At 42.4% G+C, this 22,782-nt stretch carries 20 protein-coding genes and 3 pseudogenes; 20 read left to right on the forward strand and 3 right to left on the reverse strand.

Annotated features, from left to right (window positions below; translation table 11 throughout):
* Window positions 1-69 precede the first annotated feature (69 nt).
* The gene (locus DW152_RS06735; RefSeq protein WP_008392833.1) at window positions 70-279 is read left to right on the forward strand and encodes a DUF6219 family protein; all 210 of its coding nucleotides are present in this window, start codon (window positions 70-72) and stop codon (window positions 277-279) included.
* Between the two features lie 101 nt (window positions 280-380).
* Here the strand turns inward: DW152_RS06735 and DW152_RS06740 are convergent.
* A pseudogene (locus DW152_RS06740) lies at window positions 381-629 on the reverse strand (ATPase); the annotation flags it as partial.
* Window positions 630-665: 36 nt separating this feature from the next.
* Window positions 666-2,426, reverse strand: coding sequence for a diguanylate cyclase domain-containing protein (locus tag DW152_RS06745; RefSeq protein WP_118288244.1), 1,761 nt, complete (start codon window positions 2,424-2,426; stop codon window positions 666-668).
* 225 nt (window positions 2,427-2,651) lie between these two features.
* Here DW152_RS06745 and DW152_RS13585 point away from each other — a divergent pair.
* From DW152_RS13585 to DW152_RS06825, 15 genes and pseudogenes are all read left to right on the forward strand, one after another.
* A pseudogene (locus tag DW152_RS13585) lies at window positions 2,652-2,747 on the forward strand (EFR1 family ferrodoxin); the annotation flags it as partial.
* 133 nt (window positions 2,748-2,880) lie between these two features.
* The gene (locus tag DW152_RS06755; protein ID WP_118288245.1) at window positions 2,881-3,213 is read left to right on the forward strand and encodes a hypothetical protein; all 333 of its coding nucleotides are present in this window, start codon (window positions 2,881-2,883) and stop codon (window positions 3,211-3,213) included.
* Between the two features lie 51 nt (window positions 3,214-3,264).
* Window positions 3,265-3,639, forward strand: a complete 375-nt coding sequence (locus tag DW152_RS06760) for a TnpV protein (protein ID WP_001129922.1) — start codon at window positions 3,265-3,267, stop codon at window positions 3,637-3,639.
* A 366-nt stretch (window positions 3,640-4,005) separates the two neighbouring features.
* Window positions 4,006-5,925 carry a tetracycline resistance ribosomal protection protein Tet(O) gene (gene tet(O), locus DW152_RS06765; RefSeq protein WP_117874544.1) on the forward strand — a complete coding sequence of 640 codons (1,920 nt, stop codon included), beginning with the start codon at window positions 4,006-4,008 and terminating at the stop codon, window positions 5,923-5,925.
* A gap of 50 nt (window positions 5,926-5,975) precedes the next feature.
* Complete coding sequence (gene tet(40), locus DW152_RS06770; protein ID WP_109215034.1) at window positions 5,976-7,196, forward strand: tetracycline efflux MFS transporter Tet(40); 1,221 nt, start codon at window positions 5,976-5,978, stop codon at window positions 7,194-7,196.
* 599 nt (window positions 7,197-7,795) lie between these two features.
* The gene (locus DW152_RS06780) at window positions 7,796-8,305 is read left to right on the forward strand and encodes a sigma-70 family RNA polymerase sigma factor (RefSeq protein WP_002596252.1); all 510 of its coding nucleotides are present in this window, start codon (window positions 7,796-7,798) and stop codon (window positions 8,303-8,305) included.
* A 95-nt stretch (window positions 8,306-8,400) separates the two neighbouring features.
* A complete protein-coding gene (locus DW152_RS06785; RefSeq protein WP_002596253.1) occupies window positions 8,401-8,832 on the forward strand; it encodes a sigma-70 family RNA polymerase sigma factor in 432 nt (143 codons plus the stop codon).
* Window positions 8,833-8,908: 76 nt separating this feature from the next.
* Window positions 8,909-9,382, forward strand: coding sequence for an RNA polymerase sigma factor (locus DW152_RS06790; RefSeq protein ID WP_002596254.1), 474 nt, complete (start codon window positions 8,909-8,911; stop codon window positions 9,380-9,382).
* A 155-nt stretch (window positions 9,383-9,537) separates the two neighbouring features.
* A pseudogene (locus DW152_RS06795) lies at window positions 9,538-10,570 on the forward strand (AAA family ATPase).
* Window positions 10,571-11,087: 517 nt separating this feature from the next.
* Window positions 11,088-12,053: a MobV family relaxase gene (gene mobV, locus DW152_RS06800; protein WP_001820668.1), complete on the forward strand. Its 966-nt coding sequence runs from the start codon at window positions 11,088-11,090 to the stop codon at window positions 12,051-12,053.
* An 8-nt stretch (window positions 12,054-12,061) separates the two neighbouring features.
* A complete protein-coding gene (locus DW152_RS06805) occupies window positions 12,062-12,916 on the forward strand; it encodes a ParB/RepB/Spo0J family partition protein (RefSeq protein WP_000743700.1) in 855 nt (284 codons plus the stop codon).
* A gap of 45 nt (window positions 12,917-12,961) precedes the next feature.
* On the forward strand, window positions 12,962-13,192 hold the full coding sequence (locus DW152_RS06810) for a YdbC family protein (protein ID WP_001206986.1): 231 nt from the start codon (window positions 12,962-12,964) through the stop codon (window positions 13,190-13,192).
* 71 nt (window positions 13,193-13,263) lie between these two features.
* Window positions 13,264-13,455, forward strand: a complete 192-nt coding sequence (locus DW152_RS06815; protein WP_001820669.1) for a hypothetical protein — start codon at window positions 13,264-13,266, stop codon at window positions 13,453-13,455.
* A 54-nt stretch (window positions 13,456-13,509) separates the two neighbouring features.
* The gene (locus tag DW152_RS06820; protein WP_001820670.1) at window positions 13,510-15,366 is read left to right on the forward strand and encodes a recombinase family protein; all 1,857 of its coding nucleotides are present in this window, start codon (window positions 13,510-13,512) and stop codon (window positions 15,364-15,366) included.
* Window positions 15,333-15,893, forward strand: coding sequence for a hypothetical protein (locus tag DW152_RS06825; protein WP_118288247.1), 561 nt, complete (start codon window positions 15,333-15,335; stop codon window positions 15,891-15,893). The genes DW152_RS06820 and DW152_RS06825 overlap by 34 nt, the downstream gene beginning before the upstream one ends.
* A 380-nt stretch (window positions 15,894-16,273) precedes the next feature.
* Here DW152_RS06825 and DW152_RS06830 read toward each other — a convergent pair whose 3' ends face one another.
* Entirely contained in the window at window positions 16,274-16,759 is a 486-nt protein-coding gene (locus DW152_RS06830; RefSeq protein ID WP_118288248.1) for an entericidin EcnA/B family protein, read from the reverse strand.
* Between the two features lie 157 nt (window positions 16,760-16,916).
* Here DW152_RS06830 and DW152_RS06835 point away from each other — a divergent pair, with 157 nt between their 5' ends.
* The 4 genes from DW152_RS06835 to DW152_RS06855 all read left to right on the forward strand — a co-directional run bounded on the left by DW152_RS06835 (window position 16,917) and on the right by DW152_RS06855 (window position 22,706).
* Window positions 16,917-17,591, forward strand: coding sequence for a response regulator transcription factor (locus DW152_RS06835; RefSeq protein WP_044919842.1), 675 nt, complete (start codon window positions 16,917-16,919; stop codon window positions 17,589-17,591).
* Window positions 17,588-18,940 (forward strand): sensor histidine kinase, encoded by a 1,353-nt coding sequence (locus DW152_RS06840; RefSeq protein ID WP_118288249.1) that lies wholly within the window; start codon window positions 17,588-17,590, stop codon window positions 18,938-18,940. Before DW152_RS06835 ends, DW152_RS06840 begins: the two co-directional genes overlap by 4 nt.
* Window positions 18,941-19,152: 212 nt before the next feature.
* Complete coding sequence (locus tag DW152_RS06845; RefSeq protein WP_118288250.1) at window positions 19,153-20,487, forward strand: MATE family efflux transporter; 1,335 nt, start codon at window positions 19,153-19,155, stop codon at window positions 20,485-20,487.
* A 389-nt stretch (window positions 20,488-20,876) separates the two neighbouring features.
* The gene (locus DW152_RS06855) at window positions 20,877-22,706 is read left to right on the forward strand and encodes an ABC transporter substrate-binding protein (protein WP_021859503.1); all 1,830 of its coding nucleotides are present in this window, start codon (window positions 20,877-20,879) and stop codon (window positions 22,704-22,706) included.
* The last annotated feature ends 76 nt before the right edge of the window (window positions 22,707-22,782 follow it).

The raw sequence follows: 22,782 nt of genomic DNA on the forward strand, positions 1-22,782 counted from the left end.
ACAGGTGGCTCTCAAAGTCCGGACAGGTGGCTCAGAGAGCCCCGGAATAATCAGGCAGGAGGTATCTGAATGAAATCACATAAATATTGGTCTATCGGTGCACTGATTACAATGCTTGGAACTTTTTATACAGGTTATAAGGGATCAAAAGAAGGTCATAAGTACTTTGCAGCAAGTTCTTTGCTTTGTATGATTATGGCTATTTATACAGGACACAAGATGATTTCTGGTAAAAGTAGGAAGAAAAAAGAAGTTTCAGTAGAGAGTGTTGAAGATTAAAAAACAAAATATTTTAATAAATAACGCCGGTGCGGGATTTTTGATATCCAGTACTGGCGTTATTTATTCTACAGGGGCTTGGGGGTGTCAGTTCGCCTTGCTTATTCTTGTAGTAACCAATCGGCTATATCGTGAATTACGATTCCTTCATAGCTATATTGGGGATGTTTGGTTCTAGCAATAATCATTTTCGGATAAGCATCTCGAATCTGAAGCCGAGGAAAGCATTCTCTCTCAAATGTTTACTGCCCGGAAATGTTGTCGCTGATCTGAATATAAAACTTCTCGTTGCTTCTCTGAGCAACAAAGTCGATTTCCTTTTGATAGAGCTTGCCGACATAAACATTATATGAAAATAGATCATACGCTCTGTTTTTTGCAATATTTTATCTTGCGAATTTATCATTGTAACGAATATGCATATCTTCCCAATCCATGAACAATACATAAAATACTTTCCCGTATTGCGGGCTCTCTACAATTCTTCCCTGATCAAGAACAGAAAAATAAGTTCCGTCAGCTTTTCGAAGATGAAAGTGAATATAGTCATTTTCATTGCCATTGTCAATCTGTTCCCAGATACTTGATTCTATCTGTTGCTGTTCATCTTCACGAATCAAGTTGCGAAAACTTTTCTCAGTAAGTCTGAACAGTTCATCTATATCTTTATATCCGGACATATGAAGAAATTCATCATTTGCAAAAAATAGTTCATCATCTTCTTTGTCAGCTCTGTATATGATGAATGCACCTGGAAGATGTTCAGAGATATCCTTGAATGTGAATCCAAGTTGTTTGCGGGCACCTGACCGAAATCCTTCTCTGTAGACCATACATCCATTTTTTCCACGAAGCTTTATTTCATAAAGAGCGGCATCTGCGCAGCGCATGAGTTGTGAACGATTGGATGCAAATGTTGGATATTCTGCATATCCTAGAGAAATATAAAATGCATGTTCCTTACCATGGTATGAGAATGATTTAGGAAGTTTGGTGAATTTCTGCAGCTGTATATCTGCTTCTGCAAAAGTACAATTTGGTAAAAGAATGCAGAATTCGTCACCACCATTTCTTCCAAGTAATGCATCGGATGGGAAAAAAGTCTTCATGCTGTCTGCAAGATTCTTTAGTGCCCTGTCTCCGTAATTATGTCCATAGATATCATTAATAAACTTGAAATCATCGATATCAAGGAGCGCAGCCACAAAATGTGCTTTTTGATTTTTTTGAATCATTTTTTCTGCAAATTCATCAAATCCATAGCGGTTATAAATATTTGTAAGAGAATCTGTGCGCGCCAGTATCTGAAACTTTTTCTTATGTTCATTTTCTACTAACCATATTCTGGTAAGAACTGACAGGAGAAGGCTTATTGTAAGAAACATTCCGATGATGATTATCAGTAGAGTGGCATTTCTCCATCCACTTTTAGGACTTACTTCAAATTTCCAGTTTTCATCTCCTATTGTAAATGTATAAGAAACAGGATGATTTGTTTGCCCATCTGATTGATAAACCACTTTATAAGTATCACTCCATGGAGCGACTGTTTTTGAAATTTTATATTCGTATCCAAAATTTGAAAGTGCACTGATTGAATCTGAAAAAATATCCGGAACACGCAGGATAACAATAGTAAATCCCCAGAAATACTCATGTCCGTTTTTATCTTTCAGGTATACGGGATTGCGGACTGCAATTCCATATCCTCTCTGTTTTAATTTGAAGGGGCCCTGCGTAATGATTGTATGGTTGTCTCTTGCGTAACAGGAAATTTTTCCGCGGTCTTTATCATGGATCAAATCAATCTTACCTGTCTCATTTCCATTAGCCGGATAAATATCTGTAACAACACCATTAGGAGCGAGCTGTACACTTTCAATAGAATCAGACATAAGATTTCCTGCAATTGTTTCAAACTGATGGATTTCGCCATCTTCACTTATTAAGATTTGCTTCAAGGTATCTGTGATCTCAATTCCATTTGTAATTTCATTCTTTATTCGTTCGCCATAGGTGGCTACGTTTAATTGTGCTGTTATGTGTCTCTGCTCTTTTTCGTGGGTGTCTGTTTTGTATACAATCAAACTAACAAGGCATATGCCCAGTAAAAAAGTGATAAGAGGCACAAGTGCTTTTTTTTTCACTTGGTTCACCTCGTTTTGTCTATGGGAATTTTTACAATAAAGCATTATAGCACAGAAATCGAAAAACAGAATAGGTTTTATGAAAAAATGAAAGCTTACAGGTGCGAAGCGAATCTGGTTTGTGATGGATTGTGGCAGTGAAATCGGAGATGCAGCAAAATATAATCGCAGGCTTGCCGAGAAAAAGAAATGGCAGTATATGGGAACAGCGCAGATTGTGATGCCTGTACACATTGTATGGCATGCATCTGCTATTGCCCGGCGGAAGCTATCGAATATGGAAAGAAGAGCGTTGGAAAACCACGCTATCATCTGGATTGATAAATGTAAAGAAATATTAAGAATATTATTCTATATTTTTAATAATTGTTTGCTATAATAATTTCGTAAATGAAGAGCATATCTTTATATTAGAACAGTGTTTTTGTGTAGTGCAATAGAAGGAGAAATCATCATGAAAAATACTTATTTCAAATCAGTAAAAGTAGCTTTGTCCTGTGCCATTGTGGCATCTATGTGTCTGGCATTTCCGACGATGACGAAGGCGGCATCTGTAAGAAATGTGCCGGTCAAAAAGGAAATATCGGCGGATGTTACCGGCGATGGTAAGATGGATAAGATACTCGTAAAAACAATCATAGGAAAAGATGATTGTGTAAGTCGAGTGAAAATCACAGTAAATAATAAGCTGGCATATTCTAAGAGTTATGCAAATCAGGGCATCAACTCTGTGAATGCGAAGTATGCCAGAATGACAAATAAAAATGAATTCGTCCAGCTGATGTAGGACGGATTTTGCGGACATTCAAAATAAAAAAGAATGTGGAGGTAACAGACAATGGCAAAATCATTATTTGAGGAACTGGGCGGCAAATACGAAAGGCAAGGGGATTATTTGATACCGTGCTTAACTGTACCCGCCGAAGAAGAACAGGCAATAGGCATCTGGGGGCAACGGCATTTAGATTATCTAAAACAGTACCGTAAAGTTACATACACCAATCTTCTTACAAGCGGCAGGCTAAACGCCTACCTTGCCGACATCAACAGACAGGCACAGGAACGCTTTGAAAGGCTCATAGAGGGTATGAAACAGGCACAGGGCATAACGGAACAGCTAAAGGCAGAAAACGCCTTAGAATGGACAGGATGCCTCAATAACATAAGGGCTTGTGCGAGGGAGATTGTGGAAAAGGAAATTATTTTTGCATAAACAGATGATTAGTGGCAGGGGGAAATCCTGCCGCTTTTTCTGCTTTAGTTTGTCAGCTTGACAAATAAAGGGTTAAGGAATATAATTAGATTCAGTATTATACAAGGAGTTAATAAATATGCGGCAAGGTATTCTTAAATAAACTGTCAATTTGATAGTGGGAACAAAAAGTAGCAGTCTCGTTTCACTTTTAATATGGGGCTTAGTTTTTTGTACCCAGTTTAAGAATACTTTTATCATGTAATTTTATATGCCCGAAAACATATAAGTGTTTTGGGGCTATTGGAGTTATTTACCCAGTGATAGGAGTATTTATCACTGGGTATTTTTATGCCCTTTTTTGGGTGTTGATAGGAGGAAAATCACATGAAAATAATTAACTTAGGCATTCTGGCTCACGTTGACGCAGGAAAGACAACATTAACGGAAAGTTTATTGTATACCAGTGGTGCAATTGCAGAACTAGGGAGCGTAGATGAAGGCACAACAAGGACAGATACAATGAATTTGGAGCGTCAAAGGGGAATCACTATCCAGACAGCAGTGACATCTTTTCAGTGGGAGGATGTAAAAGTCAACATTATAGATACGCCAGGCCATATGGATTTTTTGGCGGAAGTATACCGTTCTTTATCCGTATTAGACGGAGCAGTATTATTAGTTTCTGCAAAGGATGGCATACAGGCACAGACCCGTATACTGTTTCATGCACTACAGACAATGAAGATTCCGACAATTTTTTTCATCAATAAAATTGACCAAGAGGGGATTGATTTGCCAATGGTATATCGAGAAATGAAAGCAAAGCTTTCTTCGGAAATTATAGTGAAGCAAAAGGTTGGGCAGCATCCCCATATAAATGTAACGGACAATGACGATATGGAACAGTGGGATGCGGTAATTATGGGAAACGATGAACTATTAGAGAAATATATGTCAGGGAAACCGTTTAAAATGTCAGAACTGGAACAGGAAGAAAACAGGAGATTCCAAAACGGAACGTTATTTCCCGTTTATCACGGAAGCGCTAAAAACAATCTGGGGATTCGGCAGCTTATAGAAGTAATTGCCAGTAAATTTTATTCATCAACGCCTGAAGGTCAATCTGAACTATGCGGGCAGGTTTTTAAGATTGAATATTCAGAGAAAAGGCGGCGTTTTGTTTATGTGCGTATATATAGCGGAACATTGCATTTGAGGGATGTTATTAGAATATCTGAAAAAGAGAAAATAAAAATCACAGAGATGTGTGTTCCGACAAACGGTGAAATCGTCCCGGCTGACCATGCCTGTCCGGGAGAAATTGTTATTTTAGCTGATGATACTTTGAAACTGAACGATATCCTGGGAAATGAAAAACTCCTGCCTCACAAAACACGGATTGATAATCCCATGCCATTACTTCGGACAACGGTAGAGCCGCAAAAGCCGGAGCAAAGGGAAGCCCTGTTAAATGCCCTCGCAGAGATTGCTGATACAGACCCTCTTTTGCATTTTGACATTGATACTGTTACCCATGAGATTATGTTATCTTTTTTGGGGAATGTGCAGATGGAAGTCATTTGTGCCATCCTTGAGGAAAAATATCATGTGGAGGCAGAAATAAAAGAGCCTACTGTTATATATATGGAAAGACCGCTTAGAAAAGCAGAATATACCATCCACATAGAAGTCCCGCCAAATCCTTTCTGGGCTTCTGTCGGGTTGTCCATAGAGCCGCTCCCTATTGGAAGCGGAGTGCAGTATGAAAGCAGAGTTTCACTTGGATATTTAAATCAATCGTTCCAAAATGCGGTTATGGAGGGGGTTCTTTATGGCTGCGAGCAGGGGCTGTATGGATGGAAAGTGACAGACTGTAAAATCTGTTTTGAATATGGATTGTATTATAGTCCTGTAAGTACCCCCGCAGACTTTCGGCTGCTTTCCCCTATCGTATTGGAGCAGGCTTTAAAAAAAGCAGGGACAGAACTATTAGAGCCATATCTCCACTTTGAAATTTATGCACCGCAGGAATATCTCTCACGGGCGTATCATGATGCTCCAAGGTATTGTGCAGATATTGTAAGTACTCAGATAAAGAATGACGAGGTCATTCTGAAAGGAGAAATCCCTGCTAGATGTATTCAAGAATACAGGAACGATTTAACTTATTTCACAAATGGGCAGGGAGTCTGCTTGACAGAGTTAAAAGGATACCAGCCAGCTATTGGTAAATTTATTTGCCAACCCCGCCGCCCGAATAGCCGTATAGATAAGGTTCGGCATATGTTCCACAAGTTAGCTTAACAGCTTGCAAAAGTCATATAAAATGAGATTTGAAAGGAGAATGTAACTTCATGTTTGCTAAAAATTCAAAGGCATATTCTGTCTACCTGCTGTTCCGATTTGTCTGTTCCCTGGCGGTTTCTATGTCCACAGTGCTTTCCATCGTGTACCACCTGGAGGTGGTGCAGCTGGATGCTTTCCAGCTTGTCCTGGTAGGGACGGTTCAGGAGACCTCCTGCTTTCTGTTCGAGATGCCCACCGGTGTGGTGGCGGATTTGTATAGCCGTCGGCGCTCGGTGCTGATTGGAATGTTCCTCTACGGCCTGGGCTTTCTGATGGAGGGTGCGCTACCGTGGTTCGCGCCGGTTCTGCTGGCCCAGGTTGTCTGGGGTTGCGGTGATACCTTCATCACCGGCGCTCTGGAGGCGTGGATTGCCTCGGAGGAAGAGGACAAACCCATAGACAAGGTGTTCCTGCGGGGCAGTCAAATGGGGCAAATCGGCGGCGTTCTGGGCGTGGTGCTGGGCACACTGCTGGGAAACATAAACCTGCAAATGCCTCTCATCTTGGGGGGCAGTTTGTGCTTGTTGTTGGGGCTGGTGATGGTTCGCATCATGCCAGAAACCAACTTCTCCCCTGCTATTGAGGAACGGCAGGGCTTGCTTAAAGACTTTGTCTGCCTGTTCAAGCTCAACCTGGGCTTTGTGAAAGGCGCACCTGTGTTGCTGGCGCTCTTAGCAATCACACTATGCGGGGGACTTGCCAGTGAAGGCTTTGACCGGCTCTCCACCGCTCATTTTCTGGATGACACGGTAATACCCGTTATCGGGCCGCTGAACAGCGTCACTTGGTTCGGTGTTATCAGTCTTATCGGCAACGGCTTAGGTATTCTGGCTTCTCAGTTGCTCATCGCCCGCATGGAGAAAAAAGGGACTGTCAGCCGAACCAGTGTGGTCATGTCCACCAGCGCCGGGTATATCCTGTTCCTGGTTCTCTTCGCGGTGGGGCGGAGCTTTTGGTTCATGTTGTTGGTGTTCCTGCTGGCGGGGCTTATGCGCACCATCAAGGAGCCTGTGCTGGCCGCCTGGATGAACGACCAAGTGGATGAGAAAATGCGCGCCACAGTCTTTTCCACCAGCGGACAGCTGGACTCTTTCGGGCAGATCATCGGCGGGCCTATTGTGGGGCTGGTAGCCCAGCAGGTGTCCATACCCTGGGGGCTGGTCTGTACCGCTTTCCTGCTGTTGCCCGCGCTGTTCTTAGTGCCGGTGGCGGGAAAGAAGCGGGATTGATATGGCATAGTTAAGTTTACTGACGAGCGGGAGATTACTTCCGCTCGTCTTCATTTAGTAGCGCAAAATTTGAGGACTCTTTATTTCCTTATTCGGTATAGCGGAGGCGGCTGTCAATTCGACATAATTTTCTTGTGATACTTTACCGTACATGAGCATTTGTTTCGTATTTGAAAGAACAAACTCACCAAATAAAAAAAACGATATTCGGGTGGGTTATTTTGTTATACCCTAAATTACCCTCTGAATTTGTTTTTAAATTTGGAGGGATTTTTTTATGTCCTTTTTTCGGGCAGTTATCTATCTGCTCATACGAAGCAAAATTTATCAATACATAGCATATCAGAGAACGGCAGGAAACCAGTTAAAAAAATTTCTGCCTATGCAACGGCACTTCCTGCCTTGAATGTAGAAGTACAATCTCCATACAACAGAATTAATATTTCCCATAACCGTAAAGGTCATAGAGCCTTTGCGGTTTTTCTTTTGTCGATTTTTGTTGGAAAGTGCCATAGGGCTATTAGTGGTGTTAGGTGTCGTTCGCCACCTCTCCATCTGGATTTTGAACATTTCAAAAATTCAGATGGGAGGTACTTACAGTGAAATACGCACCGAGAAAGGTATATATCAAGGAAAGCGGCAGATATGTGGAACTGTCCTATACGGATTTCTGCCGCCGCAGGGAATCCGACCAGACCTATATGGACAAGCTGTTTATCCCCATTCAAGGCTGTCTGCTTGAAGTCGTGAGGGAGCAATACACGGACTTCTACCGAGATAAGGAACGGTGGCGTTATCTGAAAAAATTAGATACGAAGAACAGCCTGCTTTCTCTGGATGGATTTACGGACAGCGAGGGGAAGCCTTTAGACTTTATCGCTGATGAAGCGGCAGACATTGCGGAAACCGTTGTCAATGCGGTTATGGTGGACAGGCTGAAAGCCGCCCTGCCTTTGCTGTCGGATAGTGAACAGGAATTGATACAGGCAATCTTTTTTGACGGACTTTCTGAGCGTGAAGTCGGGGCGAGGTTCGGCATAACCCAGAGCGTTGTGAACAAACGCAAAGCCAGAATCCTAAGAAAACTAAGAAAGATAATAGAAAATTAAAATTTAAGGCGTTCAGCCCCCTTGTTTTTTCCTTTGGGAAAATGAGGGGGTTTTTCTCTGCCCTCTCAATCAATTCTGATTGGAGGAAAAGAAGCATGGCATATAACCACGGACGGGAGGACAGGAAATGGCGTATCTGGAAAGAAGCGGAGGAAAAGCTGCTGCGTGAGTGCGGCGTTGATGAAGCGACCATTGAGCAGATACGCATTGCGGACAGGGCAGACTTCAATTCCAACAGGCGGTTTTACCGATGGACGAATGACATTGCGGAATACCTTGAGGACATGGCAGACAGGGAGCGGCAGACGGAAGTGGGTACGGTTGCGGAGTTACTGGACGAGATTGAGAGCGAAAATCTCTATCAAGTATTAGTCGCGGTGGACGGGCGTACCTTGAAAATCGTCCTGCTGAAAATGCAGGGGTATTCCACAAAGGAGATTGCCCCGCTCGTGCATTTGACGACTGGTGCCATCTATGCGAGGTTAGACCATCTGCGGAAGAAGCTACGAAAATTTTATAGCGTCTAAAACAGCCTGCCGTCCTGCGGGCTACTGGGTGAGGGATGGAAATCCCCTCACTTATTTTTTGCAGGAGGCAAGCGGGATGGCATACAGAGTTAAGGCGTACACGCTTCGGGAGGAATCCACGGAAAGCGGCACAAGGTATTTTATCAGCTTTAAGGACGGGCAGGGCAAATCCCACGAGTTGGAAGTGTCGGAACAGTTCTTTATGGAGTTTCGGCAGATGGAACGCAGGAACAGGAATCTCCTCCAATGGGACGAGCGGCACAGGGAGTTTTCGGAAGTATGGGACGAAACGCTGAACAGGCGGGCGTTGAAGCTGCCTAAGAGCATAGAGGAACAAATGATTGAGGCAGAACGGGCAGAACTGCTCTGTAAGGCGGTTGACGGACTGCCAGAGATACAAAGGCGGCGTTTCCTGCTCTACTACGAGTATGAGTTCAATTTTTACCAAATCGCCGCTATGGAGCATTGCACCGCTTCGGCAATACAGAAATCTGTTGCGATTGCAAAGGAGAAAGTAAAGGCGGAAATGAGGAAGTATCTCCAACCGTGACCGACACCGCCCGAAAAAGAAATCTGTTTTTTATTTGTGTGGGATTGGCGGCATTACATACTCTCACTTTTTCTTCGTGGGAGTAAATCTATTTTTAAGGAGGTCAACGCCTATGTGCAACGAAAACAAAAACACCGCCCGAAAGGAGGAAAGCCATGCAGAAGTTACAGACAGTCAACGCCGAAACGCTCCTTTATGAACCGCTTGAGAAGCCGTCCTTTGTGGTGGACAGCCTTATCCCCACAGGCTTGTCGCTGTTCTGCGGCTCACAGAAGATAGGAAAGAGCTGGCTCATGCTGAAGCTATGTTTATGCGTGTCGCAGGGACTTCCCTTGTGGGATATGCCGACAATGGAGGGCGACGTGCTTTACCTCTGCCTTGAGGACACGTTCTGCCGTATACAGGACAGGCTGTTCCGATTGACGAACGAAGCGAGCAGGCGGCTTCACTTTGCCGTGGCAAGCTGCAAGCTGTCAGACGGTCTTATCGTGCAGCTTGAAGATTATCTGAAAGATTACCCAAACAGCAGGCTTATTGTCATTGACACTTTGCAGAAAGTCCGTACAGCTTCAAAAGACAATGCCTACGCAAGCGACTATGGGGACATCTCACTAATCAAAGACTTTGCCGACAGGCATTCATTGGCGGTCATTGTCGTACACCACATCCGAAAGCAGAATGACAGCGATGTGTTCAACAAGGTGTCTGGGACGACAGGCTTAACGGGGAGTGCGGACGCTACCTTTGTTCTGGAAAAGGAGAAACGGGCATCCGACACCGCCAAGCTGTATGTGACGGGCAGGGACACGCCCTATCAGGAATACACGCTGCGTTTCCGTGATTGCAGTTGGGAACTTGTGGAGCGGAAAACGCAGGAGCAGCTTGCGAAAGAAACGATACCAGATGTCCTTTTTCGGTTGGTGGATTTTATGAGGGATAAGGAAGAATGGATAGGCACGGCAACGGAACTGTTAGCCGCTATGGGGGAAACGGAAACCATACCCACGGTGATTACGAAATGGCTGAATGAATACCGCACCACATTTTTAAGCGAGAACCGTATCTGCTACCAGTACAGCCGCAGGAAAGACGGCAGGCGGATTGCCCTTGCAAGGAGGGCGGGTGACAGCGGTGATGGTGGTGACAGCGATATTAGGATACCCCCCTGTTACTGTCATTGACGCTTAAAGCCATGTAAAGCTGGCGGCTCTGCCCTGCGGGTGACAGCAGTGACGGTGGTGACAGTGATTTTAGGATACCCTGCCGCTGTCATCCCTACGGGAGAACACCCCGTAAACGCAAAATGCAGGCGTGAGATTTACTCGCCCTTTTCGGTCGTGTAAAACCACCCCTGCGGTCAGAAAAATCATTCCGATTTTTCCGACTGCGTTTACAGGGTGTAACACACTACACTTTGCCCTGCAAAGTCGTGTGCCAGACGTTCCCTCTGGACTCCCTTAAGGCAGGGCTGTGCCCTGCTATCCTACGCCTTACGGCTTCGGATAAAAGAATGGCGGCATGACGGTGACGGCTCTTGCGAGGGGGGTATCCCAAAAACACCGTCATCATCGACATGACCGTCATGCAGGGGGTGAGGGTGACAGTTGCGGCAGTCGGCAGGGGGTATCCCAAAACTGCTGTCACCACCGTCACCGCTGTCACCCCAAAGGACGGTCACCCGCCGAAAGAAAGGAGGAATCCGCCTATGCCTTATGCAATCCTGCGTTTCCAGAAACGAAAAGCGGGCGGCGTTGCGGCTTGTGAACGCCACAACGAGCGGAAGAAAGAAGCCTACAAAAGCAACCCAGATATAGATATGGAACGCTCTAAAAACAATTACCATCTCATAGCACCACCAAAGTACACCTACAAGAAAGAGATTAACCGCATGGTAGCCGAAGCGGGGTGCAGGACAAGGAAAGACAGCGTGATGATGGTGGAAACGCTCATCACAGCTTCACCAGAATTTATGAACCAGTTACCGCCCGAAGAACAAAAAGCGTATTTCCAGACGGCTCTTGACTTCATTTCGGAGCGTGTTGGAAAGCAGAATATCCTCTCCGCTGTCGTCCATATGGACGAGAGAACGCCCCATATGCACCTCTGCTTTGTGCCGATTACGCCAGACAATAAGCTGTCAGCGAAAGCTATCTTAGGCAACCAGAAATCATTATCCGAGTGGCAGACCGCCTACCATGAGCGGATGTCCTCACGGTGGAATCAGCTTGAACGGGGGCAGTCCTCAATGGAAACCAAGCGGAAACACGTCCCCACATGGCTCTATAAATTAGGCGGCAGGCTTGATAAACAGTATGAAGAAATCGTGTCTGCCCTATCCGACATCAACGCCTTTAACGCAGGGAAGAAAAGGGATAAAGCGTTAGATTTACTCTCTGCATGGCTGCCAGACGTGGAGAAATTCTCTAAGGAAATCGGGAAACAGCAGGCGTATATCGACAGTTTGAAAGAGAGAATTGGGCAGGAATCAGACTATGCGGGGCGTATGCGTGATGAAAAGTACGAGCAGGAACTAAAGGTGCAGAAAGCGAATCAGAAGATATTTGAATTGCAGAGAACCAACGAGCAGATGGGGCGGCTGCTGTCAAAAATACCGCCCGAAGTGTTGGAAGAATTGCAGAAAAATCATAGAAGCAGAGCGAAAGAAAGGTAGATATGTGAATGAAGAAACAGGATTTTAAGGTGTTAAAGACCAAAGACTTGTACCCGTTCCCCGACAATCCGTTTCATGTGGCAGAAGATGAAACACTGTCAGAGTTAGCGGAAAGCATCAAGGAATTTGGCATTGTCACGCCGATAATCACACGCCCGAAAGAGGACGGGGACGGTTATGAAGTGATTGCAGGACAGCGGCGTGTCCGTGCTTCTGAACTTGCAGGGATAAATACCGTGCCTGCGTTTGTCCTGCCCTTAGACCGTGACCGAGCCATCATCACCCTTGTAGACAGCAATTTGCAGCGTGAGAATATCCTGCCATCGGAGCGGGCGTTTGCTTACAAGATGAAATCCGAAGCCATGAAGCGGCAGGGTTTCCGCACAGACTTAACCTCGTCACAAGTTGTGACGAAGTTGCGGACGGACGACAAGGTGGCACAGGGCTTCGGCGTGGGCAGGATGACCGTGCAGCGTTTTATCCGCCTGACGGAACTGATACCGCCGATTTTGCAGATGGTGGACGAGGGGAAAATCGCCCTCACGCCTGCGGTGGAACTGTCCTTCTTGAAGAAAGACGAGCAGGAAAACCTCTTTGCCACGATGGAGAGCGAAGAAGCAACGCCCTCACTCTCACAGGCACAGCGGATGAAACAGTTAAGCCAGAGCGGGCGGCTTGACATGGATACGATATTTGCGATTATGACGGAGGAAAAGGGCAACCAGAAAGAAACCTTGAAAATCAACACAAGCAAGCTGAAAAAATACTTTCCGAAGAACACAACGCCGAAGCAGATGGAGGAAACCATCATCAAACTTTTGGAGCGTGAGTTGCAGAGGAAACGCAACCGTGACAGCCGCTAATCTTCTTTTTTCGGGAAGTAAATACAGAGAGTTGAGGTATGGAGAATGAGAGAAATCCAGTATGAAATCGTAAAGGAAATCGCAGTATTGTCTACGGGCGACAGTGGCTACACAAAGGAAATCAATCTCATTTCATGGAATGGGAAAGAGCCGAAGTATGACATCCGCAGCTTTTCCCCGAACCGTGAAAAGTGCGGCAAGGGAATCACGCTGAACGCTGATGAAGCGGCGGCACTCCTTAAAGCATTACAGAAAGAATTAAACAGCGAGGATTAATGGTATCTGATTGGCAGGGCGGGGACATTTCCAAACTCTTCCCTGCCCTGTCTGGAAAGGAAGATTTAAGTATGGGCGAGGATAAGAAAGCAGATAAAAAGAGAAAGCGTATCGTGCCAAAAGCACCAGTGCAGATGATAATCAGCCGTGAATATGTCGGCACACAGACCGTTACAGAAGCGTTTGTCCCGATTATCTCCGAGGATATTCGGAAGAAGATTGCCGAGGGCGACACCTTCGACAATGAGGGGCTGTCCGCTTAGAATGTACGCAATGGGACATGAAAACAGATAGGACAGATACGGAGGTTTTACAGTATGGCAGGAATCAAAGAAGAAAAGAAAATCTATTTAGTCGGCATTTATTGCCGCTTATCTAAAGACGATGGTACGGATAACGAGAGTGCGAGCATTGCGACACAGAAATCCATCCTCACGGATTATGTGAAAAAGCAGGGATGGCACATAGCAAAAACGTATGTGGACGATGGTTATTCTGGTACAAATTTCCAAAGACCAAGTTTCCAGAATATGATAAAAGACATTGAAAGCGGTCTGATAAACTGCGTGATTACGAAAGATTTATCCCGTCTGGGGAGAAACTATCTTGATTGTGGGTTATATCTGGAAGTTTTCTTCCCAGAGCATAACGTGAGGTATATAGCGGTCAATGACGGCGTAGATACCTTGAATAAATCTGCTATGGACATCACGCCTTTCCGCAACATTTTAAACGAAATGTATGCCGCTGACATATCTGTTAAGATAAAATCGGCATATCGGGCGAGGTTTCAACAGGGGAAATTCATGGGAACTACCGCCCCTTATGGCTATATCAAAGACCCTGCCGACCACAACCATCTGCTGATAGATGATAAAGTGGCACATGTTGTAAAAGAGATATTCGACCTTGCATTAAAAGGGAATGGAGTTGCCAAAATTTGCAGACATCTTAATAAACAGCATATCCTACGCCCTGCCGCTTATGCGGCGGAGCGTGGCGAAACAGGCTTTGAACGTCATTTTGAGGGGAACGAGGACAAACGCTATATTTGGAGTGGGAACAGCGTGAGGAGCATTTTAAGAAGCCCGATATATGCGGGAAATCTTGTAGGCTACAAACGGATTGCCGCCAATATGAAAAGCAAGAAACGCCCCTCTAAGCTGCCCGAAGAATGGGAAGTGATACCCAATACCCATGAGGGAATAGTCACGCAGGAGGAATTTGATATTGTCCAACAGCTTATTACAAGTCGTAGGCTTCCACAGAACAAGGGAGGATTTGTAAATATTTTTGCAGGCGTTATCAAGTGTGTGGACTGCGGATGTGCTCTGCGGGCAATGAACGTACACAGGAGGAAACGCCCAGAGATTATCGACTGTGTACAGTATTCATGTAATAATTATGCAAGAAACGGAAGAAGCGAGTGTAGTGCCCACAATATAGAAGCAAGGGATTTATTCAATGCCGTTCTTGCCGACATCAACTGTTTTGCGGATATGGCAGTGAATGATGAAAAGGCGGTCAGGGCCATAGAAAAGCGGCTCACGGAAACAGACCAGAGCAGGGCGAAAGCATTAGAGAAAGAACGTAAGAAGCTGAACAAACGCCTTGCGGAACTGGACAGGCTGTTTTCCTCTCTCTACGAGGATAAGGTCATGGAGCGTATTACCGAGCGGAATTTTGAGATGATGTCGGGGAAATACCAGAAAGAGCAGCTTGAAATTGAAGCAAGGCTGAAAGAGGTGACGGAAACTCTTAATGAAAGCTACGAGAAATCACGGGGAATCCGTGACTTCCTCGCCCTTATCCGAAATTATCAAGGCTTAAAAGAACTGGATGCAACAGTTATAAACGCACTCATAGACAAGATACTTGTTTCGGAGCGTGAGAAGATGGCAGACGGAACAGTGAAGCAGGAAATCAAGATTTACTATAAATTCATCGGCTTTGTCGATGAATTACATATCATACCTACAAAACGGTGGGCAGCAATGCCCGCTAAAAATTGTACGGTGTGCGGCGTTGAATATGTCCCGGGCTCTGGTGCATCAAGGTATTGTCCTGCTTGTGCCAAGAAGATACGGAGGGAGAAATCAAACGAGAGCAAACGCAGGAGCAGAGAACAGAAAAGGATAGCATGTATGAACTGTCCGCAAAAAATGACCGACTGATGGCGATCGGTGATAATGACTGTATCAATGACAACAAAATTTACAGATATGATAACAAATCCAAAAAGTTTGTATGTGTAAGTAAATTAGATGATACAGCATGCGAGATCGTATCTGCAAAGAAAAACAGCCTGACGCTCAAACATGCAGGTCAGCCGGCTGAAACAGGTTGGCTCAATTGGACGATGGATTATCGAGTAAGCAACAACAAGCTTGTATTAGCAGATACAACAACATCTACTGTAAAAAGTATAATCGGCAATGACCGCAACGATTACTACAGTAAATTATTTAAGAAAAACACTTTTGTAACTGCAAAAAAAGTAAACCTCTATAACGGTAGTAAAGTCGCATGTAAAGTTCCGGCAGGAAAGAAAGTAGTTTTGAAAAAGCTTACACTCTCTAACGGAAAGATTTATCTTGAGTTCAAGTATGGAAAGAAGGCTGGCTGGATAAGTGTAAATAACGAAAATTATAATTACAGATCACCTTATTTCAAATCCGTTTCCAATCGATTAGTTGGATAGAGCCGGTGACAGAGTAATTGAAAAAGAGTATAATGAGTCCTATAAAATTGCAATTGGGAAATGAAAAATGATCAATTTCCAGCTAACATTTGGGTTTCGCTCTGTTGTCACCCCTTATTCGGGGATGTAAATCAGAAAAAGGCGGGAAAAGAAACAATCTCTCCCAACTGTTGCTGATCTATGACAGAATAATGATCGAATCTTATTATATCTGATGTCTATTAACAGTTTACTAAAAAAGAGCATGTGGAGAAAAGCCATATGCTCTTTTCTGTACTAAATTTCAGAAAAATACAAAATTTTCATAAAATAATTATCTACCTCCTACCCGATTTTAGAAATTAAGAAAGTTCTGCCACATTCTTGTAGCCCAGACGGAATTAATCATCAATGCCGTATTTGTTTTCCAGCGCTTCTTCTGCTAATTCCAGTTCATCTTCCAGTTTTTCAATCGCGCGTTCTCTCGCTTTGTATGTCTCGAAGCTAATCTCTTTCATCTGGTAAGCATGCTCAAATTCATCATCAAGTTTATCCAGTTCATCATCGACTGCGTCTATCTGTTTTTTCAAAGTGTAAAATTGTTTGTGATTCTCAGATGCATTTGTAGATCTTTTTGCCTTGTTTACACTTTTTGTTATATTACGGATATCGTTTTCATAAGAAGAGAAATCATAATCCTTTTCGTTCACATTCTCTACTGCGTTTTCTGTGTTACTGATGTTATCATCATCGTCATCTGTATTTGATGTTACAACTTCCTGTGTCTTAATTTCCATATCTTCTGCAGCTTCATTATTGGATGAGGTGCATCCTGTAAAAGCAAATATTAATGTGAGGGATAATAAAACTACTAATAATTTTTTCATAACATATTCTCCTTTCGGCTCTTGGGTGTTTTGTTTTTGCTGTTATATGTATCATATAGGGGGAAGATTAAAAAAAGATTAAAACAAATAGTAATTTCAGAAAATGAAAAAAAGGGCTCTAGCACCAGAAAACGATTGGTATTATAATAATTACATTATGAGATTACTGATTGTAGAAGACGAAAATGATTTAAGAAACATTGTCAAAAAAAGGCTTGTCAAGGAACATTACAGTGTAGATGCCTGTGGGGATGGTCTGGAAGCGATGGATTATATCGATATGACTTCCTACGATGGTATTATTCTTGATATCATGTTGCCGGGAAAGGACGGATATGAAATCTTAAGAGAATTAAGGCGGCGAGAAGATGATACACCGGTTCTGTTACTGACAGCAAAAGACAGCATTGAAGATCGCGTCAAAGGACTGGATCTTGGTGCCGATGATTACCTGATCAAACCATTTGCATTTGAAGAACTGCTTGCAAGAATCCGTGTCATGATGCGTAGAAAGCCACAATTTACATCCAATCAACTAAAAATAGCAGATCTTATTCTGGATCGTGACACAAGAAAGGTTACAAGAGCCGGGAATGAGATTGATCTTTCTGCAAAAGAATTTATGGTTTTGGAATGTCTTATGCGCAACAAAAATATCGTAATGACAAGACAGCAGATTGAGCAGAATGCGTGGGACTTTGATTTTGAAGGTGGTTCCAATGTGATCGACGTATATATTCGCTATTTGCGAAAAAAAATCGATGCACAATATGAACAAAAACTCATCCACACTGTTCGCGGTGTCGGATATGTAATGAGGGAAAACGAATGAAACAGCTGACGATCAAGAAAAAAATTACGCTATGGTACACCGGAATCATTGCCGTAGTTCTTGGGACTATTTTAGTTTTCGTCCTTCTTTTTGTGGATAGGGTTGGAATTTCTGCGACAGAAGAAGAAATCAGTGCCGCAGTGACCGGTTTCTCTTCAAATATTAATTTTCAGGATGATTCCTTTTATCTTGACGGCGATACCGAATTTTACGATGACGGTATTATGTTTTGTATTTATGATAAAAACGGACGCTTACTTTATGGAACAATTCCAACCCAATTTCCAGAAGAAACTATCCTCAAGTCGAATACACCGCGAATGATAACCGGATCAAATCGAAAATGGATGATATATGACAGCATTTATACTTACGGTGATGATGACGAAATATGGGTACGAGGAATTACCTCTGTACATTCTATAGAACTTTTCATGCAGACATCCGAGAAAATGCTGTTGATTGTATTTCCATTACTTATTATTCTGATCGGGGTCATCGGATATTTTATGATCAAACGGGCATTGAGACAGGTGGATCTTATCTGCGATGAAGTTGAAAACATCAGCAATGGAAAAGATCTTTCCAAACGATTGTCTCTGCCAAAAGCAAAAGATGAATTATACGAATTGTCGGAGAAATTTAACGGAATGTTCGAGCGATTGGAACTTTCATTTGAGAAGGAGCGTCAATTCACATCAGACGTATCCCATGAACTGCGGACTCCCGTTGCTGTTATCATTTCCCAGTGTGAGTACTTATTGGAAAATGAAAACTTATCTGCGGAAGATAAGGAAGAGATTGCAGTCATCTTAAAGCAGGCAAAACGAATGTCAAAGCTGACAAACGAAATGTTAATGATCGCCAGAAACGAACAGGGCGAGCAGCATCTGATGGAAAAACTGGATTTTGGTTTATTAAGCGAATTCGTAATAGAAGAACTGCAGACAAAAGCACAGGAAAAAAATATCGAGATCACCCTGCAAAAGCAGGATGACTTATTTATGAACGGCGACCAGACATTGATTTTGCGTATGATGATGAATTTAATAACCAACGCCATCAATTACGGAAAAATAAATGGACATATCCATGTTATCCTGAAGGTCGAAAATGACCAGATTGTCGGTGAAGTGAAAGATGATGGTATTGGAATAAGTGAGGAACACCTGGACAGAATCTGGGAACGTTTCTATCGCATAGACAAAAGCCGTTCCAGAGAAAATGGCGGTACCGGACTCGGCCTTTCTATGGTGCGTTGGATTGTAAATCTCCACAATGGAACCATTCACGTCGAAAGTATCGAAGGTATCGGAACGAGTTTTATTTTCCGATTTCCGAAAATATAAGGAGCTATCGCTGTATAGTCATCATGAAGAATGATCGCTTTTTGATTTTCTATTCCCGTTCGTGTTATGAATAGGTTCTTTATATTTGGATTCGTGCATTACATAAAAATACGCATATACATTTTGTAATAGTAACAGGGAATAACCGCCAAAAGTCTGCTTGCAAAGCTGTATTGTTGAATGTGCAGATTTATACTAAGGAGAATAAGACAATGTCAAAAGATGAATATTTAATTACAGATGCGCCTCTTAAAGCGCTGACTGTTTTTGCAATGCCTATGATTCTAGGCAGTTTTTTTCAACAAGTATATAATATGGCTGATTCTATTATTGTTGGTCAGTTTGTTGGCTCATCTGCACTTGCTGCAGTTGGTGCCTGCGCCGCACTTACGAATGTATTCATTTGTGTAGCATTGGGTGCAGGTGTAGGTGCAGGGGTTCTTGTAAGCCGTTATTTTGGTGCCCGGGATTATAGCAAAATGAAAACGATTGTGTCGACATCATTAATTAGTTTTCTGATTCTAAGTATACTTCTTGGTCTGTTTGGATTTTGCTTTTCCCATCCAATGATGAGTTTATTACAGACACCTGCTGATATATTGGATGAAGCGGTATTGTACCTTCGAGTTTATTTTGTGGGATTTCCGTTTCTGTTTATGTACAATATCCTTTCAACGATGTTCACTTCAATCGGCGAATCAAAGATTCCGTTAGGTCTTTTAATATTTTCTTCGGTTTTAAATATATTTATGGACCTTTGGATGGTGGCTGGACTTGGTCTTGGTGTGTTTGGTGTAGCCCTTGCGACTCTTATTGCACAAGGAATTTCTGCAGTATTTTCACTTTTGATTTTCTTTAGTCGGATGCGCCGATATAAAAGTCACTTTAGCTGGTTTGACGGGCAGGAGTTACGTTCAATGCTTCGAATTGCTGTACCTTCGGTTCTTCAGCAGTCTACAGTGTCAATTGGGATGATGATTGTACAGGCGGTTGTAAATCCATTTGGTACACAGGCACTAGCGGGTTATTCGGCAACGATGAGAGTAGAGAATGTATTTTCACTGATATTTATATCTATTGGAAATGCAGTTTCACCGTATGTTTCCCAAAATCTTGGTGCAAAGAAAAACGAACGTATCAAAAAAGGATATCATGCTGCACTGGTGTTAGATTTATGTTTTGCAGTTCTTGCTTTTATAGTTATTGAGACATTGCATACGCAAATCTCTTCGTTATTCTTAGGAAAAGACGGAACTGCTTTAGCTTATCAGGTATCAGGGGATTATATGAGATGGCTAGGCTACTTTTTCATTTTCATGGGTATCAAGATGGCAACAGATGGAGTCCTTCGTGGGCTTGGAATCATGCGGCCATTTCTTATTGCAAATATGGTAAATCTTGCAATAAGGTTGTCAGTTGCCTTAATTTGTGCTCCTCGTTTTGGTATTGCATTTGTCTGGCTTGCTGTACCGGCTGGATGGCTCGCAAACTTTTTGATTTCTTATGCGGCACTCAGAAAATTATGGCCGATTGATAGTCTGTTCTGAATCCGCAGGTTTCATGGAGATCGTCAGTGATTTCCTGACGTTCATATACCGGCATGAAGCCCTGTTCTTCTATATCCGTAAATTTTATGTCTTTTAAAGTGTGGAGTAATTGTTCTGTGGTATAAGTCCCTTTCAAGGAGCGGTCTTGCTCTTATTTGTCCCCCTCTATATAACGAAACGCTCAGAGGCTGTTTTACAGTGGGGGAAAAGAAAAAATAAAAATAAAAATTTTTTTACATTAACGTGAAAAATATAGACATGAAAAAATAGAATGCTATAATTAGAAGAATTGAGACAAAGCAGATGAAAATCTGTGACACAAAGCTAAAGGGCTTGTAAAACGAAAATATTGAAATGTGTTTTAATCGAAAGAATAAGGAAGTTGACGTATGCAAAAAACAAAATGTTATCTGGCCGCATTGGTGTCAGGTGTACTTTTAGTAACTGGTATTTTGGCTGGATGTGGACAATCTAAAAAAGACGATCACCTTACCGTGTATCTGTGGGAAAATCGTTTAATGAAAAATATTGCTCCTTATATCCATGAGCAGTTTCCGGATCAGGATATTGAATTTATTATTGGAAATAATGACACTGATTTATATAGCTATTTTAAAGAGCATGGTGAGTTGCCGGACATCATGACAGTACGTCGATTCTCTGGAACGGATGCGCAGGATTTACAGCCATATCTTATGGATTTTGCTTCTTATGATGTGGTTTCTAAGTACTATTCCTATGCAGTGGAATATTATAAGAATACAGATGATGAAATTCAGTGGTTGCCAATCTGTGCACTTCCGCAGACGATTATTGCCAACAAGACACTGTTTGATCAGTATGGAATCAAAGTTCCGGAAAATTATGAAGAATACGTACAGGTTTGCCAGCAATTTTATGATAAGGGTATAAAACCTTACTCGATGGACCTTGCAGAAGACTGGTCAAATCAAGAAATAATTCAGGCGGCAGCGATTGGTGAATTTACAAGTTTGGATGGTATTGACTGGCGAAACAAAGCCGAAACTTCAGCTGGTGAAATAAAATTTGACGACGTACTATGGAAAAGAATTTTTTCGGAAACAAGTCAGTTCCTTAAAGATTCGCATTTTAGTGAAGAGGATATTAATGTTAATAGTAATACAGGAACTCAGATGTTTGTTGAAGGAAAATCAGCAATGTTTCATGGACAGCCTACAGATATGCAAAAATTACAAGATCAGATGGATGCGGAACTAATTCGTATTCCTTATTTTTCACAGACTTCAGATAGTTCTTTTGTGTATATGTTCCCATCCTTAAATATTGCATTCAATAAAGAATTGGAAAAAAACCAGGAAAAACTGGATACAGCATTAGATGTGCTGGATTGTATGAACTCGGAACAGGGACAAAAACTGATTGCAGATGGAAGTGGTGTGATTTCGTTTAACACAGATGTTCCATCAATGATGCAGAATGTACCAGGCTTGGAAGAAGAAATTAAGGATACTTCTATTTATATCCGATATTCTGCTCAAAAATCATTCGATGCCAGTCTTGAAGCTGTTCACGGATTATTATCAGGAAAAATGGATGAAATGCAGGCTTATAATGCTTTTCGTAGTGCAATGAATAGTAAAGATTCAAAAGAAAAAAGTACAGTGAATTTTGAAAACGAGTATTCCATTTCATTGAATGATAAGAGCGGTCGAGATGCAGCATCATCTATTTTAACTACAATCAGAGAAGAAAATGACGCACAGTTGGCTCTGACACCATATTATTATTATACTTCTTCTATTTACAAAGGAGAATGCACCAGCAGCCGGGTCGGTCTGATGACAGCGAAGAATTCAGATACCCCATTATATCTTGTAAAGCTCAACGGTGAGCAGGTTTATGAACTCGTTAAAAAATATCTTACAGAGGCTGATGAGAATTTTTATGTAACCACAAAATACGAATTGCCGATTGCATCTGGTATGAAAATAATTGTCAAAAACGAAGAAAACGGATTCTCATTAAAGGATATAACAATAAATGATAAAAAAATAGACACAGAAAAAGAATATTCCATTCTTCTTACGGATACGACAAAATCTATTTTGAAAAAAATTAATCCAAAATGTGCTATTGAGCAAATAGGGGATACAACATTATCTAGTGCATGGATTGCGGCCATGTCAAATGGGCAGCAACCGTCAGCACCAGAAGACTATATAGAGGTTGAAAAATAAAGTGCAAATAGAACAAGAGATAATTAAGAGAAAAAAATAATAATGCCATTGTTTGTCATAATTTTCATCCTTTCAA

Origin of the sequence: Dorea sp. AM13-35, from assembly GCF_003473885.1 — a bacterium.
Classification (GTDB): Bacteria; Bacillota; Clostridia; order Lachnospirales; family Lachnospiraceae; genus Dorea_D; species Dorea_D hominis.

Coding starts and splice junctions, on each gene's coding strand:
- DW152_RS06735 (WP_008392833.1), top strand. CDS start 70: ATGAAATCACATAAATATTGGTCTATCGGTGCACTGATTACAATGCTT.
- DW152_RS06755 (WP_118288245.1), top strand. CDS start 2,881: ATGAAAAATACTTATTTCAAATCAGTAAAAGTAGCTTTGTCCTGTGCC.
- DW152_RS06760 (WP_001129922.1), top strand. CDS start 3,265: ATGGCAAAATCATTATTTGAGGAACTGGGCGGCAAATACGAAAGGCAA.
- DW152_RS06785 (WP_002596253.1), top strand. CDS start 8,401: ATGGCATATAACCACGGACGGGAGGACAGGAAATGGCGTATCTGGAAA.
- DW152_RS06790 (WP_002596254.1), top strand. CDS start 8,909: ATGGCATACAGAGTTAAGGCGTACACGCTTCGGGAGGAATCCACGGAA.
- mobV (WP_001820668.1), top strand. CDS start 11,088: ATGCCTTATGCAATCCTGCGTTTCCAGAAACGAAAAGCGGGCGGCGTT.
- DW152_RS06805 (WP_000743700.1), top strand. CDS start 12,062: ATGAAGAAACAGGATTTTAAGGTGTTAAAGACCAAAGACTTGTACCCG.
- DW152_RS06810 (WP_001206986.1), top strand. CDS start 12,962: ATGAGAGAAATCCAGTATGAAATCGTAAAGGAAATCGCAGTATTGTCT.
- DW152_RS06815 (WP_001820669.1), top strand. CDS start 13,264: ATGGGCGAGGATAAGAAAGCAGATAAAAAGAGAAAGCGTATCGTGCCA.
- DW152_RS06820 (WP_001820670.1), top strand. CDS start 13,510: ATGGCAGGAATCAAAGAAGAAAAGAAAATCTATTTAGTCGGCATTTAT.
- DW152_RS06825 (WP_118288247.1), top strand. CDS start 15,333: ATGTATGAACTGTCCGCAAAAAATGACCGACTGATGGCGATCGGTGAT.
- DW152_RS06830 (WP_118288248.1), bottom strand. CDS start 16,759: ATGAAAAAATTATTAGTAGTTTTATTATCCCTCACATTAATATTTGCT.
- DW152_RS06835 (WP_044919842.1), top strand. CDS start 16,917: ATGAGATTACTGATTGTAGAAGACGAAAATGATTTAAGAAACATTGTC.
- DW152_RS06840 (WP_118288249.1), top strand. CDS start 17,588: ATGAAACAGCTGACGATCAAGAAAAAAATTACGCTATGGTACACCGGA.
- DW152_RS06845 (WP_118288250.1), top strand. CDS start 19,153: ATGTCAAAAGATGAATATTTAATTACAGATGCGCCTCTTAAAGCGCTG.
- DW152_RS06855 (WP_021859503.1), top strand. CDS start 20,877: ATGCAAAAAACAAAATGTTATCTGGCCGCATTGGTGTCAGGTGTACTT.